The sequence below is a fragment of the Deltaproteobacteria bacterium genome, assembly GCA_009692615.1.
Taxonomy (GTDB): domain Bacteria; phylum Desulfobacterota; class Binatia; order UBA9968; family UBA9968; genus DP-20.
This window is the reverse complement of sequence record SHYW01000064.1, coordinates 13,560-28,901: the sequence shown is the minus strand read 5'-3', so window position 1 is coordinate 28,901 and position 15,342 is coordinate 13,560. Positions and strand designations below refer to the sequence as shown.

Annotated in this window: 16 protein-coding genes; 15 read left to right on the top strand and 1 reads right to left on the bottom strand. The window is 56.8% G+C overall.

What is annotated here, in order from left to right; translation table 11 throughout:
• Positions 1–137 precede the first annotated feature (137 nt).
• The 15 genes from EXR70_15680 to EXR70_15610 all read left to right on the top strand — a co-directional run bounded on the left by EXR70_15680 (position 138) and on the right by EXR70_15610 (position 13,998).
• Positions 138–374, top strand: a complete 237-nt coding sequence (locus EXR70_15680; GenBank protein MSP39928.1) for a hypothetical protein — start codon at positions 138–140, stop codon at positions 372–374.
• Positions 375–503: 129 nt separating this feature from the next.
• Positions 504–1,466 carry an ornithine cyclodeaminase family protein gene (locus EXR70_15675; GenBank protein ID MSP39927.1) on the top strand — a complete coding sequence of 321 codons (963 nt, stop codon included), beginning with the start codon at positions 504–506 and terminating at the stop codon, positions 1,464–1,466.
• Between the two features lie 70 nt (positions 1,467–1,536).
• Positions 1,537–2,586 (top strand): hypothetical protein, encoded by a 1,050-nt coding sequence (locus EXR70_15670; GenBank protein ID MSP39926.1) that lies wholly within the window; start codon positions 1,537–1,539, stop codon positions 2,584–2,586.
• A gap of 74 nt (positions 2,587–2,660) precedes the next feature.
• Positions 2,661–4,361 carry an iron ABC transporter permease gene (locus tag EXR70_15665; protein ID MSP39925.1) on the top strand — a complete coding sequence of 567 codons (1,701 nt, stop codon included), beginning with the start codon at positions 2,661–2,663 and terminating at the stop codon, positions 4,359–4,361.
• Positions 4,358–5,455 carry an ABC transporter ATP-binding protein gene (locus EXR70_15660; protein ID MSP39924.1) on the top strand — a complete coding sequence of 366 codons (1,098 nt, stop codon included), beginning with the start codon at positions 4,358–4,360 and terminating at the stop codon, positions 5,453–5,455. Before EXR70_15665 ends, EXR70_15660 begins: the two co-directional genes overlap by 4 nt.
• Before the next feature lie 22 nt (positions 5,456–5,477).
• Positions 5,478–6,305, top strand: a complete 828-nt coding sequence (locus EXR70_15655) for a hypothetical protein (GenBank protein ID MSP39923.1) — start codon at positions 5,478–5,480, stop codon at positions 6,303–6,305.
• Positions 6,306–6,429: 124 nt separating this feature from the next.
• Complete coding sequence (locus EXR70_15650) at positions 6,430–7,218, top strand: alpha/beta fold hydrolase (protein ID MSP39922.1); 789 nt, start codon at positions 6,430–6,432, stop codon at positions 7,216–7,218.
• A gap of 209 nt (positions 7,219–7,427) precedes the next feature.
• Positions 7,428–8,576 (top strand): amidohydrolase, encoded by a 1,149-nt coding sequence (locus EXR70_15645; GenBank protein MSP39921.1) that lies wholly within the window; start codon positions 7,428–7,430, stop codon positions 8,574–8,576.
• A gap of 341 nt (positions 8,577–8,917) precedes the next feature.
• Positions 8,918–9,850 (top strand): MBL fold metallo-hydrolase, encoded by a 933-nt coding sequence (locus EXR70_15640; protein MSP39920.1) that lies wholly within the window; start codon positions 8,918–8,920, stop codon positions 9,848–9,850.
• A 16-nt stretch (positions 9,851–9,866) separates the two neighbouring features.
• Positions 9,867–10,682, top strand: a complete 816-nt coding sequence (locus EXR70_15635; protein ID MSP39919.1) for a hypothetical protein — start codon at positions 9,867–9,869, stop codon at positions 10,680–10,682.
• Between the two features lie 9 nt (positions 10,683–10,691).
• Positions 10,692–11,645 (top strand): MBL fold metallo-hydrolase, encoded by a 954-nt coding sequence (locus tag EXR70_15630; protein ID MSP39918.1) that lies wholly within the window; start codon positions 10,692–10,694, stop codon positions 11,643–11,645.
• Between the two features lie 208 nt (positions 11,646–11,853).
• Positions 11,854–12,936 carry an LLM class flavin-dependent oxidoreductase gene (locus tag EXR70_15625; GenBank protein ID MSP39917.1) on the top strand — a complete coding sequence of 361 codons (1,083 nt, stop codon included), beginning with the start codon at positions 11,854–11,856 and terminating at the stop codon, positions 12,934–12,936.
• Positions 12,937–13,086: 150 nt separating this feature from the next.
• Positions 13,087–13,353 carry a CopG family transcriptional regulator gene (locus EXR70_15620; GenBank protein MSP39916.1) on the top strand — a complete coding sequence of 89 codons (267 nt, stop codon included), beginning with the start codon at positions 13,087–13,089 and terminating at the stop codon, positions 13,351–13,353.
• Positions 13,350–13,760, top strand: a complete 411-nt coding sequence (locus EXR70_15615) for a PIN domain-containing protein (protein ID MSP39915.1) — start codon at positions 13,350–13,352, stop codon at positions 13,758–13,760. Before EXR70_15620 ends, EXR70_15615 begins: the two co-directional genes overlap by 4 nt.
• Positions 13,761–13,773: 13 nt before the next feature.
• Positions 13,774–13,998: a hypothetical protein gene (locus tag EXR70_15610; protein MSP39914.1), complete on the top strand. Its 225-nt coding sequence runs from the start codon at positions 13,774–13,776 to the stop codon at positions 13,996–13,998.
• A 13-nt stretch (positions 13,999–14,011) separates the two neighbouring features.
• Here EXR70_15610 and EXR70_15605 read toward each other — a convergent pair whose 3' ends face one another.
• A complete protein-coding gene (locus EXR70_15605; GenBank protein ID MSP39913.1) occupies positions 14,012–15,259 on the bottom strand; it encodes a hypothetical protein in 1,248 nt (415 codons plus the stop codon).
• Positions 15,260–15,342 lie beyond the last annotated feature (83 nt).

The window sequence follows — 15,342 nt, the reverse complement described above, 5'->3', positions numbered from 1 at the left end:
TGCGGCCTCAACCACGGTGATCTCGCTGCGATATACTCGTTGAATTACGTCTAGTCGTTTCTCGTCTTTCATTGTCAGGGTTGTCATCCTTCCACCCTGACATAATTACGTTGCCGTTAACCCCTGACATAATCACCTTGCTACAACAGCATGGCCGTGGTCAGGGCGACGATGGGCCGATCATCACGCCGCACGCGAAAAGCCCGCGCCAGTTGGCGGTGGCGATGCGTGAGAACATGGTTTTCATCTGCAAGCCGTCGGCGATTTCGGCGGACGGCCAATATATTTGTCAGTGGGGCGACACTGTTGTTGTCACCAAGAATGGCGGACGGCGGCTCGGTAAACGGCCTCACGAGTTGGCGGTGGCGAAATAAATTTATTGTGAGTTGCCGACCGACAACCCTCTCCCTTTGGGAGAGAGAAGGAAGCATAAGATGCGGATCAGTCATGCTCTATGTTGCACTATGAATTAACATGAAATTTCTGCGCTATCGGAGAGTGGAATGGCGTTGTTACTAAGTCGCGATGAATTGAAACCGCTGATCGATCTCGCCAAGGCCATCGAGTTGATTGAGGATGCCCATCGGCAACAGGCAGCGGGGCAGATCGTGGCCCATGCGCCGTACAACATTACCGTTGGACCGAGCAAAACCTTGCGTATCGTCTCGGGCGCCGTGCTCAAACAGCGCCGCGTCGGCGTGCGTCTGGGGCCTAACAGCGGTCTTGGCGGCGGCGACAAAATGTATGCGACGCTCTTCGATGCCGATAGCGGCGCGCTGCTGTCGTTCATGGGTTTTCCCTTTGGCACGTTAAGAACTGCCGCTGTCGTGGCCATCGCGGCCAAGCATATGGCGCGGGAGGATTCTAAGAAGCTCGGTTTGTTTGGCGTCGGCCGCAATGCTTTCGGAATTCTCAAGGCGCTTCAGACGGTGCGGCCGATTAGCGAAATTTATGTGTCGAGCCGCGATCCCGAGCGCAGAAAAAAGTTTTGCGCCGAGGGCGAACAGTTGCTCGGCATTAGCGTGCGCGGCGTCGACAGCGCTGAGCAAGCGGTGCGCGGCATGGATGTGATTCTCACCGCGACTAATTCGCTGACGCCGATCTTTCCCGCCGACTGGGTCGAAGCGGGCACCCATGTGAGCAGCATGGGCAAGCCGACGGAAATCAGCCGCGAGTTGCATCTCAAAGCCGCGCGCACCGTGGTCGGCAGCCAGGAACAAGAGCGCGAGTATTCGGATAAGTCGGCGGCACTGCCGTTGGTCGAGCTGGTCACCGAAGGTAAACTTTCCTGGAGCCGCGTGCCGGAGCTTGGCGATGTGATCATCGGCCAGGCTGTCGGCCGCGCTAGCCGCGACGAGATCAATATATTTCGCGAATCCCAAGGCGGCTACGGCGATATGGCGATCGCCGCATGGTTGTACGAGGAAGCGCTCAAGCGCGGCTTGGGAAAGCAGATGGAGCTTTAGGAATCCCTCGATATGCGACCCTTGGTCGCTACTCGGGAAAACGGTCAGCAGGTATAAACGAGGGTTGGTTATGAAGATAGTTCAGCGCATTTTGTTGTGGTTTTCGATCGCGATGGTATTGATGTCTAACGATTCATTTGCCCAGACCAGGGCGCAGTTGATCGAAGGCGCGAAAAAAGAAGCCCAGCTAATTCTCAGCTGGGGCACCGGTACCATGGGCGGCATCGAAGGGGCGGCGACGCTGGAAAAGGCGTTCAACAAAACCTACGGTCTGAACTTGCAGTTCAAGTACACGCCCGGCCCGGCGATGCCGCAGTTTGCCAGTCGGATCATTCAAGAGGCGAAAGCCGGACAGCCGTCGTCCACCGATCTCTACGTCGGTTCGGAAAATCACGTCGCGCGCATGTCGCTCAAGAGCGTCGAGTGGAGCAAGACTTTCAACCATATCACGCCGGCGATGATCGATTTCGACAACAAGGTATTGATCGTGACGACGCGCACGCCGGGCTTCACTTACAATTCCAAAATGGTCGTCGGCAAAGACATTCCCCAGCGTGTCGAAGACGTGCTCAATCCCAAATGGAAAGGCAAGATCGCTTCGACACCGTACGCGGCATCCTTCGATCGCTTGTCGATGATCTGGGGCGAAGACAAGACCACGGCGTTCCTAGAAAAATTCGTCAAGCAAGTCACCGGCCTGATCCGGTGCGGCGAAGACGATCGCATCGCCGCCGGTGAATTCGCCATGTTGGTTTTCAACTGCGATCTCGCCGCGCCCCAGGAAGCGAAAGAAAAGGGCGGGCCGGTGGACGGCCAAGTTTTTCGCGACGCTGGGATTTTGTCCTACTGGTACGTGACCGTGCCGACCAACGCGCGCAATCCTAACGCGGCGACTTTGTTGGCGGCATTGTTACTGAGCAAAGAGGGCCAAGACATTCTCTACAACACCGAGCGCAGCAGTTCCCATCTGGTCAAAGGCACGCAAATGAATCAGTTCGTGGCCGCCCAGGAAAAGCGCGGCGTCAAGTTCACCGCCTATTCGGTGGCGGATGTGGTGAAGAACGCCGAGGAGCATTCGCGCATCCGGCAGAAGTTCCAGAAGATTTTAGCGGGGAATTAGCGGATTGGAGTGCTGGAGAGGTGGAGTAATGGAGTGATGCCTTTAAGACCCACCACTCCAATTGGAGTCCGATCTTGAAAGGCCGCTGGTTATTCGTCGCCATATCGGTAGCCAGTCTGCTGCCGGTGCTGGCGTTTCTGCTGATCATCTTCTGGATGGGGTTTTGGCAGGGCAATCCGGGCGATCCGGTGGTTTACACGCTGAAGCATTATCGCGCGCTGTTCACCGACGGCTCTACCTATCGCACGCTGCTCAACACACTCGGCTTCGCTTCGACGACGGTTTTGATCGCGTTGTTTTTCGCCGTGCCGATGGCGTGGTTGGTCGAGCGCACGGACTTGCCCGGCAAAAATTTAATCTTCGCTCTTGCCACCATCGGCGCTCTGGTGCCGACGTTTTTTACCTCCATGGGCTGGGTGTTCCTGCTCCATCCGCGCATCGGCATCGTCAATAAATTTTTCATCGAACTTTTTAATTTGGACCAGGCGCCGTTCAACATCGCTTCGTTGGTCGGCATGGGTTGGGTCGAAGGTTTAGGGTTGTCTTCCATCGCCTTCATCATGATCGTCGCCACCTATCGCAGCATGGACCCGGCGCTCGAAGAAGCGGCGCGGGTGCACGGCTTGGGCATCCTGCGCACGCTGCGCTATGTCACCTTGCCGCTGACTTTTCCCGGCATCATCGCCGCGGCGATTTATATTTTCACCATCGGTCTGTCGTCCTTCGAAGTGCCGGCGATCATCGGCATGTCGAACAAAATTTTTACTTTTTCTACTTTCATTTTCTACAAAATTCAGCCCCAGGAAGAGTTGCCTAGCTACGGCATGGCCGGCGCGGTGAGCAGTCTGCTCGTGGTCCTGGCGCTGCTCTTGAGCTGGGGCTATTTTCGCACGCTAAAGTTTTCCCATCGCTACGCCGTGGTGACCGGCAAGGGTTATCGGCCGCGGCTGGTGGAATTGGGCCGGCGCGGCTGGCTGTTCGCTTGGCTGTTTCTCGGCGCTTATTTTACCGTCGCCAAGCTGTTGCCGTTCTTGTTGCTCATCTGGGCGTCGCTCTTGCGCTATTTCCAGCCGCCTTCTTGGGCGGCGCTGGAACAGGTGTCGCTGAAAAATTTTTACGGTCTGCCGTGGAATCTGCTTTTCCACGGCGCTTGGAATACCATGGTGCTGATGGTGACCGTGCCGACGATAACGCTTTTCATATGCTTGGCGATCTCTTGGACGGTGCTGCGTTCGGGACTCAAGTGGCGCGTCAGCTTCGACGCCGTGGCGTTTTTGCCCCACGCCGTGCCGCATTTGATTCTCGCCATCGCCGCGGTGTTCGCGTCGCTGTTTTTGTTGCGCGACGTGGTCTCGCTCTACGGCAGCTTGGCGATCTTGATCATCGTTTACACCATCAGCCGGATCAGCTTCGCCACCCGCATCATCAACAATTCGCTGGCGCAAATTCATCCCGAGTTGGAAGAGGCGGCGTTTGTCGGGGGTCTGCCGCTCTGGCAAGTGATGCGCAAAATTCTCTTACCGCTGCTCCGGCCGGCGTTGGTCTACGCTTGGCTGTGGATGGCGCTTCTGTGCTTTCGCGAGCTGACCATGGCTTCGGTTCTTGTCACTAGCCAAGGCAACGTAACGTTGCCGATGATCGTTTGGGGTTTGTGGCTGGGCGGTAGTCTCAATCAAGCGGCGGCGGCGAATTTAGTCGTGCTCGTCTTCATGTTGCCGGCGGTGATTCTCTATCTTTACTTCGGCCGGCGCAGCCGCTTCACGGAGGCTTCGTGATCTCAATCACCGGCCTGCGCAAAAATTTTCAATCCGGCGATCACGCCGTAGCCGCGCTGCAAGGCATCGGCCTCGAAGTGGCGCGCGGTGAATTTTTCGTCTTGCTCGGTCCCAGCGGTTCGGGGAAGACGACGCTTTTGCGCAGCGTCGCCGGCTTGGAAAAACCCGACGGCGGCGAAATCTCGCTGGACGGCAAAATCGTTTTCTCGACGAGCCGGCGCATCGCCGAGCCGCCCGAAGCGCGCGGCATCGGCATGGTGTTTCAGTCTTATGCGATTTGGCCCCATCTCACCGTCGCGGAAAATATTGGCTTGGTCTTAACTCATGGGCGCTTACGTCTCTCCAAGAGCGAGGCGCAGGAGCGGATTCGCTACGCGCTCGGTTTGGTGCAGTTGGACGATTTCGAAAACCGGCCGGCGCGCTTGTTGAGCGGCGGACAGCAGCAGCGAGTGGCGTTGGCGCGCGCCTTGGCGGTCAATCCGGCATTACTATTAATGGACGAGCCGCTGAGCAATTTGGACGCGCGCTTGCGCGAAGAGGTGCGCACTAACATCAAGAAACTCGCCACGCGACTGGGCATCACGGCGCTCTACGTGACCCACGATCAAGTGGAAGCGATGGTGCTCGCCGACCGCATCGCGGTGATGGCCCACGGCGAGATTCTCCAGATCGGCAATCCTTACGAGCTTTACCGCGCGCCGGCGAATTCGCAGATCGCCGAGTTTTTCGGTTCGATCAATTGGTTACACGGTAAAGTGCTGGCCGACGGCCGGGTCGATACCGAGATCGGCGCGCTTGTCATCGCCGCGCCGCGGCAGTATGAAGGTGGCGTGGTGGTCGGCATTCGTCCGGAAGATGTCAAATTAATCGCGGCGTCAGTTGATCAGCAAAACTGTCTGGCGGGAAATGTCGTCACTTCATTTTTTCTCGGCGATCATTGCATGAGCGAAGTAAAGATCGGCGCGACCATCGTCAATGTCAAGAGTTTGCCTGACGACGCCAAGGCGGCGGGTGCGGTGACGGTCCATTTGCCGAAAGAGCGCATCGTGGTTTTTCCCGAGGCGGAAGCGAAGCAGTCATTACAACCAAAATAAGTTTGGAGAAGGAGACGTGTATATGAGCGGTAATGCAAAAGCCCATGGCGATGTCCATCATCTCGATCATTTCGTGGTCGCGGTGATGGAGCCCGACCGGGCGGAGAAATTTTATACCGAAGTGTTGGGCGCGCGCACGTTGAAAACCCAAAACGCGCCGGGTATGACGCGCATTTTCATGAAGCTCGGCGAGAATCACGTCGGGCTATTTTCCCAAGGTAAAAATAAGTTGCCCCCGCGCGACAGCGCCACCTCCTATCCGCGCCACTCCTTCGAAGTGCCGGTCGGCGAGTATGACGCCATGGTGGCGAAGATCCGCGCCGCCGGCGTGTTCACGCGCGAGATCAGTTTGGAAAGCGCTTTGGGCTGCTGTTGGAACGACGGCTTGGTGTTTCAAGACTCCGAAGGCAACTTTTTTGAGATCGCCAAAGTTGCCGGCATCGCCAAGACGCGGCTTCATCATCTGCACTTCGACGCCACGGATTTGACGGCGAGCACGGCGTTCTATCAGAAATTTCTCAACTGCACGGTGCAGGAAGCGAAGAGCGGCATAGTGTCGCTGACGGTGCCGTCGGGGCAGTGCGTGATTCTCAATCAAGTGAGCGAGCTGAGCGAGGTGACCAAAGCAACCTGGCGCGGCCGCCACTTCGCGCTCAACGTAACCAACGACAACTTCCACGCCATCGTCGAAAAACTTCATGCCGCGGGCATCGAAGAGCGCGACGATCACGGCGAGCGCGAAGGCCGGCGCGACGATCAGTTGGGAACTTATTTCAGAGAACCAAGCGGCTTTCGTTTGCAGATTACCAACGAAGACTCAGCGACGTTCGCGGCGCACGCCAACGATTGAAAAGACCTTTCACCACGAAGGACACGAAGAGCACGAAGTTCGGAGTCATAATTTTCCGAAACCTTCGTATCCTTCGTGACCTTCGTGGTGCAGTCGATCTTTCACTTGTCCTCGGAACGAGCCCATGCCCTATAGCACAAGAAACGGAGTTAAGACTTACTACGAAGTTTCCGGCGAAGGCTTCCCGTTAGTCTTGATGCACGCCAACCCGTTCGACCGGCGCATGTTCTTGTATCAGGTGGCGCACTTTTCTACGTTCTTCAAAGTGATCAACGTCGATTTGCGCGGTTATGGCTACTCGGATAAGCCGGCCGTGCCGGTCACGGTTACCGACTTGTGCGAAGATGTCGTCGCCGTATGCCGGCAGGAAGGCGCTGCTGAAGCGGTCTTCGCCGGCGTCAGCGTCGGCGGTGTCATGGGTTTGCAGTTGGGGCTCGATCATCCGGAGATTTTCAAGGCGCTGATTCTAGTCGGCTGCAGCAGCATGCCGGGGGATCGCTATCAGAGCCGTATCGATGGTTACATGCAGCAGGGCGTCGATAAATTTCACATTCAGCATCTCACCGATCTGGTCAGCAAGGATTTTCCGCGGACCAAGCTGGGGAAGTATTTGCTTAGCATGCACACAGAGATGGACTCGCGCCTGAGTGCTCCGGCCATCGCCGAGATTTTTAACGCGCTGCAAAATCGCGACTTAACTTCGCGCCTGCCAGAGCTAAAAATGCCGGTGCTGATCCTGAACGGCGAGTTCGATAATTCGCTCAAGCGCAGCCAAGACATGAGCACGCGCATCGCCGGCGCCGAGCACCGGACCATCGCCGGCGCGGGTCATGCCTGTTGCTTGGAAGACCCGGCGACGTTCGATGGGCATGTTCTGGAGTTTCTCCGCAAGCATGGGTTTGTCAAAGCGTAGCCGTCGACTGGGAAATTCGGAGACCTCACCACAGAGAGCCTAGGGCGCCGCCGCCGCAACCAAATGGGAATGGGTTTTTCACCACGAAGGCACGAAGGACACGAAGGGTTCGGATAATTTATTTTCCGAACTTCGTGATTTTCGTGTCCTTCGTGGTGAGATTGAATTTTCCATATGTGAACCCGGAACTTTGAACAGGGGATGCCGTTATGTGGAACGGATTTAAAGTCATCGACGCCGACGCGCACCATCATGAGCCGATGGACATGTGGGAGCGCTACCTGGAGCCGGCCTATCGCGACCGGGTGCCGCGAGTGATCGGCATGCAGCGCAATTTTTACGTTTATGCCAAGGACGAGAAACTATCCGATGCGCTGGTGTCAGGCGGGCCGATCCCGGCGCATCACGATCAGTGGATGATGGATAAATACGGCGAGGCCTACAATCAATGGTGGTCGCCGCAGATTCGTCTCAAGGACATGGACCGTTTCGGTTGGGACATTCAGGTGATTCTGTCGACCAACGGCAACCGGATAATGGAGACGTCACTGAAAAATCCGGATGTCGGCGCGGCGATGGCGCGCGCCTATCACAATTGGTGCCACGATTACTGTAGCGCCGATCCGGCACGCCTGAAATTTACCGCGACACTGCCGGCTGGCGACACCGCCGCCATGGTGACCGAAGCGCGCCGCGCCGTGGAAAAACTCGGCGCGGTTTCGGTGCGCAATCCGTTATTGCCCCAGGGCAAGTGGTTGCACGATCGCGAGTACGATGCGTTGTGGCAGCTGGCCTGCGACTTGGATTTTCCGATTTCGATCCACGGCGAGTCGCGCCACATGCGCGCCGCGCCGTTTCGGCCGCTGGCGCTGCACGGCGGCCAAGAAGGCCCTTTCGCGGCGCTCGATCATATCATGGGCTTTCCGATGGACAACATGATCACCCTGGCGCACTTTATTTTCACCGGCATCCTCGATCGCTTCCCGAAGCTGCGGCTGGGCATCTTGGAATCCAACGCCGGCTGGCTCAATTTCTTTTTGCCGCGCATGGACGATCACTCCCACGGCCGGCGCGTGATTCTCGGCCAAGGGCTGCCGATGAAGCCGAGCGAGTACGTCAAGCGCCAGTGCGTGATTTCCGCCGACCCGGACGAGCCGGGCTTGGACGACGTGGTCAAGTTTTTCGGCGACGACAATCTGGTTTGGAATACCGACTATCCTCATCCCGATGCGCCCGATCCGGAGAAAGTTTTGCCGTGGTTTGCCGCCCAGCCGATCTCGGACGAGAGCAAACGAAAAGTCCTGTGGGACAACTCGATCAAGCTTTACGGTCCGCGCGTGTTGGCAAAGCGTCCCTAGCAAGTAGGCTGTGGCGAGTCGGCGAACCGCATCGATTGAATGGGGCGTGCTCGGAAAAATCTCACCACAGAGAACACAGAGTTCGGAACCACAGAGAGAATTTAAGAAAATAATTTCTTGTCTCTTTCCGAATCTCTGTGTGCTCTGTGAGCTCTGTGGTGAAAACCCCCGCTCCGGCTATGTTACTCGCCCAACACTTTCTTGATGCGCTCCAAAACCGCCGTGGGCGGTTCGCCGGCTTTGCGCTCGTCTTCTATTGTGTTTTATTCAGTGCCGCTTGACGGTCGGCTGGGGTTTCGCGTAGCCTCGTGCCATGAACTCATTCCTAAAGGGAGAATATTATGAAGAAGCATTTCAAGCGTGGCGATTTATTTACCGCACTGTTGGTTGGCGTCGCGGCGCTGGCGTTGGCTTCCTGCGCGGCGGTGCAGCAAGGCGCGGTGGATCTCGGTCCCGGGTTTCACAAGATCAAGGACGGCATTTATACCTTCGCGCCGGACCAGGGAACGACCACATGCAGCTTTGTCGTCACCGAGGAAGGCGTGGTCATGATCGATGCCTGCAATAGCCCGCTGCACTCGCGCAACATGATGGCGGCGATTCGCAAGGTCACCGACAAGCCGATTTTGTTTTTGATCGACACCGAGACTCATAGCGATCATACCGGCAATCACTTCGTCTTTTCGCCGCCGGCGCGGATCATCAACGCCGAAGGCGCCGGCGCTGGCATGAGGAAGGAATACAACCCCAAACGGTCCGAAGAATTGGCCAAGCAGTCCGCCGAGATGGCCGAGGCCGTGAAGGGCGAGAAAATGATCCCGCCCCATATCGAGTACAAGGACCGCATGACGCTCAACGTTGGCGGGCGCACCTTCGTGATTTACTTGAAAAACGTTCACAGCTTTGCCGACACCGCCGTCTGGATGCCCAAGGAGCGGGTGTTGTTCGCGTCATCGGCGGCCAACGTCAGAACCTTCATCAATATGCGCCCCACGGTGGTCATCCCCGACGTGCTGGCGAGCTATAAACTCATGAAGTCGCTCAACCCGGAAGTCGTCATCGCCGGCCATGGCCAGCCGACGACGACGAAAATCTTCGACGAATATGAGGGCTATTACACCTTGCTGATGAAGCGGGTCGGCGAGATGGCGGCCAAGGGAATGACTCTCGATCAGGTCAAGAAAGAGCTCAAGATGCCGGAGTATGCCAGCTGGGCCGGCCAAGACCGGCTGCCGGTGAACATCGAGCAGGCATATAAGTCGGTCAAGAAATAATCTTCGCGGCAAATTTATGAGCCGTCTTACTCGCATCATGGTCGCTTCCTGGATTGCCAGTCTGTGCAGCGTCGCCGTCGCCCAGCAAGAGATCGTCACGCTGCCCACCCGCGGCAACGTGACCCAGTCCTATTTCCTCACCAGCATGCCCAAAGAGCTGCAAGCGATCGCGGTTTTGTTTCCCGGTTCCGGTGGATGGATCGAACTGCGCAGCGAAGGCGGCCAACCCAAGTTTGCCGGTGGCAATTTTCTCGTCCGTAGCCGTTCCGAGTTCATCAAGCGCGGCGTCGTTGCGGCGATCGTCGACGCGCCGAGCGATCAGCAGCGCGGGCGGGGCATGACCGACGAGTTTCGTCTCGGCGCAGATCACTTCACGGATATAATGGCCGTGGTCGGCGATCTCAACAAGCGCTTTCCCGGCGTAGCGGTGTTTCTCATCGGCACCAGCCGGGGCACGATCTCGGCGGCGGCGCTAGGCGCGCGCTTGGGCGCTCAGCTCGGTGGCGTCGTTCTGACTTCCTCGCTGTTCCGCGCGGTGCCGGCGCGATCCAATGAGCCTGGGCCGGGGTTGAGCAAGTTCGATTTCGCATCGATCAAAGTGCCGCTGCTATTCGCGCACCATGTCAGCGATCGATGCCAATTCACGCTCTACGGCGATGCCGCGCGGCTCTCGGAAACCTACCCGCTGATCACCGTCTGGGGCGGCCTGCCACCGCAATCCACCGAATGCGAAGCGTACAGCCAACATGGCTTCTTCGGCAAGGAATCCGAGACCGTCGAACAGATCGTCAACTGGATGCTCAAGAAACCATTTGAGCGTGATGTGAAATAGGGAGGCGCCGTGGCCACAGTTGTTCTTAAGCCGGTTGACCGCGTTGAGATCTTGAGTGTGATGGACAATTCCATCGATGTCTTGATGGGCAACACGCCGGTGGCCAAGCGCCACAAGCGCGGCAGCAACGCCCACGCGCGGCCGCAATTGCGCGCCGAGCATGGCGTGTCGATGCTGGTGACGACGTACGTGGATGGCAACAAAGACTCGTTTCTGTTCGACACGGGCGTGACGGTCGATGGCGTGCTGCATAATATGGATGTGCTCGATATCAAGGGCAACGAGCTTCACGCGGTTGTTCTAAGCCACGGCCACACCGATCACACCCGCGGCTTGCTGGGTTTTATCAAACGCTTCGGTCGGCCGCGGGTGCCGATCGTGCTTCATCCCGACGCATACTTGAAACGAAAAAATATTCAGGGCGATGGTCACGAGTCGGAACATATCCCGCCGAGTAAAAAGGATCTTGAAGGCGAAGACGTGCAGATTATCGAGGAGCGCGGGCCGACCATGTTGATCGGCGGCAGCGCGCTGGTGACCGGGCAAATCCCGCGAACGACGCCATTCGAAAAAGGCCACCCCAATCAAGTCGCGCTGATCGATGGCAAGTGGCAGCCCGATCCGTGGATTCATGACGACCAAGCGATTGTCATCAACGTCAAAGACAAAGGGCTGGTGGTGCTCACCGGCTGCGGTCATGCCGGCGTGGTCAACACATTAAAATGCGCCCGCGACATGACCGGGGTGCAGCAAATTCACGCGGTCATCGGCGGCTTTCATTTGACCGGACCGATCTTCGAGCCGATCATTCAGCCGACGGTGCAAGCGCTCAAGGAATTCAATCCCAGCGTGATCGTGCCGCAGCACTGTACGGGTTGGAAGGCGACGCATCTGATCGCGCGCGAGTTTCCTGAAGCGTTCACTCCGAATAGCGTCGGGACGACCATGGTGATCGGATCGTAACGAATCGTTCAAATCGTTCAAATCGTTCAAAATGTTCAAGCAGTTCAAACCGTTTAAAAAATGAGGCTCTTCCGGGTTTCCTGTGAAGATGTATTTACCACAGAGGCACAGAGTTCACAGAGATAGGAGTATTTTTTAATCAAAAACTCTTTACTCCGCGCCCTCCGCGCCTCCGCGGTTAGCCACACGAAAGCCTGAAGAACCAAAAATGAAGATTGGATTGTTCACAGAGTTTTCCTACCCTGGGAAGTCGGAGCAGCAGACTTACGCCGATGTCTTGGAGCAGATTTATACCGCCGATGAACTCGGTTACGATTTTTTCTCGATCACCGAGAGCTACGGTAAGGATTTATTTTCCTGCTCGCCGTTTCCTCTGGGGCTTTACGTTGCCGCGGCGCAGCGGGCGCGGCGGATTCGTTTTCTCACCGGCATCGTCAGCATGCCGATCCACCATCCGGCGATGTTGGCGAGCGAAGTCGCCGCCGCGGATTTACTGACCGATGGCAGGATCATGCTCGGCATTGGCCGCGGCCATCCTTGGGTGATCAATCGTATGAACGTCGATGCCGCCACCAGCAGCGCGCGCTTCGAAGAAGGCATCCGCATGCTGGTGGAAATCTTCAAAGGCGAGTACATCGAAAAGCTCGACGGCGAGTTCTGGCAGATCCGCGATTTCAAACTCAGCCCGCCGCCGGTGCAAGTGCCGCATCCGCCGATCTACACCGCGGCGGCGACCACGCCGGACAGCGCGAGCTTCGCGGGGAACGTCGGGCAAGGCTTGGTTCAGCCGGGCTATCTCGGCATTCCCTTCAATTTAGTGCGCGGCTTGACCGAGACCTATCGAAAAAATTTGCCAGCGGGTGGTAAGAGCGATGTGGTGCTCGGCATTCACGTGCATGTCGCCAAAGATCGCGAAGAAGCGATCGCCAACGGCGCGCTGGCGCTTTCCAGTCAAGCCGATGTCTTTCTGCGCGGCAGGCTCAGCCGTCCGGTGGAAACCGAAACGATTCGTACCTACGCCACCAAGAGCGCTTCGCGCGAAGCCTTCGAAAAACTCTGCACGCCGGAAAAAGCGCGCCAAGCTGTGGCTGACGAGGGAGCGAACGTCATGGCCGTGTGGGGCACGCCGGAAGAGTGCATCGAGAAGATCAAGTTCTATGTCGACGCGATGCATCCCGAGCAGCTGATGCTCAATATCGCGTCGGGGAGTTTGGCGCAGGATAAAGTCCTGAAGTCCATGCGGCTATGCGCGGCTGAAGTCGTTCCGGTGTTGCGGCGCATGTCAAAATGACTTGGGTGCCGCATGATCTGGCCGGTCTGATAACAAGCACTCGGCGTTTCAGCCCGCTGTTCAGCAATCTGCATTTCAATCGAGAGGCGCCGCGCTTGAGGCATGTGGTTTTTTTGTAGTACAATCCCGTATGACATGGAGGATTAGCTTATGCCCTTGAGCGTACGTCTCGATAGCAAGACCGAGTCAGTGGTCAATCGCCTGGCCAAAAACCGCCGGCAATCCAAGTCGGAGGTCATCCGCGACGCTATCGGCGTGTTGGCCGAACGCGAGAAAGAGGCTGCCAGCCGCAAGCGCCCTTACGATCTCGTCAAGCATTTGATCGGCTGCGCTAAGGGTGGTCCACCCAATCTTTCGACGCGTACTGGCGATCGATTCTATGAGATGCTGGTGGCGGATCGAAAGAAGCGCAAATGATTCTGGTCGATTCCGGGCCGCTGGTCGCGTTGCTCCATGAAGACGACGACAAGCATGAGAGCTGCAAAACCGCGTTTCAGGCGATCAATGAAACGTTGGTGACCGTTTGGCCTGTGCTGACCGAGGCGATGCATTTGCTGAGATTTTCGTCGGTGGCGCAAAGCGCGCTTTGCGAATTGATTGAAACGGGAGCGGTTTCGATCCTGCCACTCGATGAAGCGGATGTCCCGCGCATGAAGGCACTGATGCGGCAGTACCGCGATCTTCCCATGGACTTCGCCGATGCCGCCTTGGTTCGAGTCGCCGAGCGGGAAAAGCTGTTGAAGGTCTTCACGCTCGACCGGCGCGATTTTCAAGTCTATCGGCCAAGCCGGATTGGCAGGTTCTCGATCATCCCGGCGCGGTGAGAGGAGCAGTGCGGTGCCGGTGGTTGAGTGTATCTGGCAGATCTACGGTGACGTCGGGGAGGAGGCCGTCTGGGGCACGCCGGAAGAGTGCTTCGAGAAGATCAAGTTCTATGTCGACGCGATGCATCCCGAGCAGCTGATGCTCAATATCGCGTCGGGGAGTTTGGCGCAGGATAAGGTGCTGAAGTCGATGCGGCTGTGCGCTGAGGAAGTGATGCCGGCGGTGCGTGGAATGTGAAGCCGTTGGTTAATTAGTCTCTCAGCGTTTCAAGAAAACGTCTAAACCAATCCGTGTCGCGGATGCTGTCCAGGTCGTGATCCTGGTTTAGGTGCTCGCGCGTCGGCAGTTGGCCCTGCTGCTGGCATTGCATTAACCACTTCTGAGCCTCATATTCCTTTCCTTTCAACGCGCTAACACACGCTAGGTTGTAACTGCCAACTCCAGGTTTGATAGCTTCCGCCTGTAGTAACTTTTGTTTTGCTGCGTCGAGCGTCGCATCGAACTCATCTCCGGTCTTGGTCCTTGCTTGATCAGAAAGGGCGCTGCCCCAATTGTTGAGCGCTTCATGCATATCGGGTTTGATGGCCAGTGCGGCTTGAAACTTTTCAGCGGCTAGAGCGAAGAGTCTATCCGCTTCATCTCCGGTCTTGGTCCTTGCTTGAGATAAAAGGGCGTTGCCTTGCATCAGATATGCCCATGACAATAGTTCGGCGAACTCCTCGGTGGGTGCTCTGTCATAGTGCTGTCGCAACGCGACGACTTCGTCATACTTGCCCGCCATCAAGAGTTTTTGCGCAACCGCTCCGAGCGACCTTACGGCCGTCCCTGTTCGAGATTTTTTCCTTTTGCTGGATGAAAGGTCCTCTTCAAACTGCTTCACCGCGGATTGGATCCACTTGTGAGCGATTTCCGTAACGTCTTCTGCCGAGTCCTGATTCGGCGGAGAGTAGGGAGTAAGCATTTGTAATGTGCTGCCTAGATGCGAAAAAGGCTTCGCGATGAATGGCGGCGGAAAAATTCCTAATTTCTGAGTCAGAGAGACGAAAAAAGAATCGGCATCGAAACCGTTGGTGTAAAACGCGTCTTTATCCGTTAGCAGCAGTTTTTCCGAGACATGTTTAGCCGGTTCACTGTCGCCATAGCCTATCCAGTAAAGCATATTGTCGAAGCGAGGAACTCCGGCCAGGTGATCGAATACCGGATCGCTCTCGCCGTTGTATCCGACAACGATCCAGAGCCGGCCACGGCCGGCGTCCTCGAACACTGGAGACATAAGTTTTGAATGAGCGTTACATTCATCCACCGTGTTCATAAGGACAAAGCCGCTACGTTGACCGTGCAGATAAAAGACGGATTTGTCCGGTATGTCGGCAGACTTCAAAAGTTGCGACGCTGCAAAATCGTAAACCGCGGGGAACTGGTTGAGAAGAGCGCAAGCTCTAACAACCAATGGGTCAAAATTGGTGGTCAAAACTCGGTCGATAAATCCTGACTGCATGAGCAAAGCGATACATACGTGAGCCCAGTTTATTTTCGCGATATCGACGTACTCCGCGATCAGGTCGCGACGTTCACTCAGGC

Excerpts from the sequence above, each read along its gene's own strand:
- EXR70_15675 (MSP39927.1), top strand. The coding sequence starts at position 504 with ATGGCGTTGTTACTAAGTCGCGATGAATTGAAACCGCTGATCGATCTC.
- EXR70_15670 (MSP39926.1), top strand. The coding sequence starts at position 1,537 with ATGAAGATAGTTCAGCGCATTTTGTTGTGGTTTTCGATCGCGATGGTA.
- EXR70_15655 (MSP39923.1), top strand. The coding sequence starts at position 5,478 with ATGAGCGGTAATGCAAAAGCCCATGGCGATGTCCATCATCTCGATCAT.
- EXR70_15650 (MSP39922.1), top strand. The coding sequence starts at position 6,430 with ATGCCCTATAGCACAAGAAACGGAGTTAAGACTTACTACGAAGTTTCC.
- EXR70_15645 (MSP39921.1), top strand. The coding sequence starts at position 7,428 with ATGTGGAACGGATTTAAAGTCATCGACGCCGACGCGCACCATCATGAG.
- EXR70_15640 (MSP39920.1), top strand. The coding sequence starts at position 8,918 with ATGAAGAAGCATTTCAAGCGTGGCGATTTATTTACCGCACTGTTGGTT.
- EXR70_15635 (MSP39919.1), top strand. The coding sequence starts at position 9,867 with ATGAGCCGTCTTACTCGCATCATGGTCGCTTCCTGGATTGCCAGTCTG.
- EXR70_15625 (MSP39917.1), top strand. The coding sequence starts at position 11,854 with ATGAAGATTGGATTGTTCACAGAGTTTTCCTACCCTGGGAAGTCGGAG.
- EXR70_15620 (MSP39916.1), top strand. The coding sequence starts at position 13,087 with ATGCCCTTGAGCGTACGTCTCGATAGCAAGACCGAGTCAGTGGTCAAT.
- EXR70_15615 (MSP39915.1), top strand. The coding sequence starts at position 13,350 with ATGATTCTGGTCGATTCCGGGCCGCTGGTCGCGTTGCTCCATGAAGAC.
- EXR70_15605 (MSP39913.1), bottom strand. The coding sequence starts at position 15,259 with ATGCAGTCAGGATTTATCGACCGAGTTTTGACCACCAATTTTGACCCA.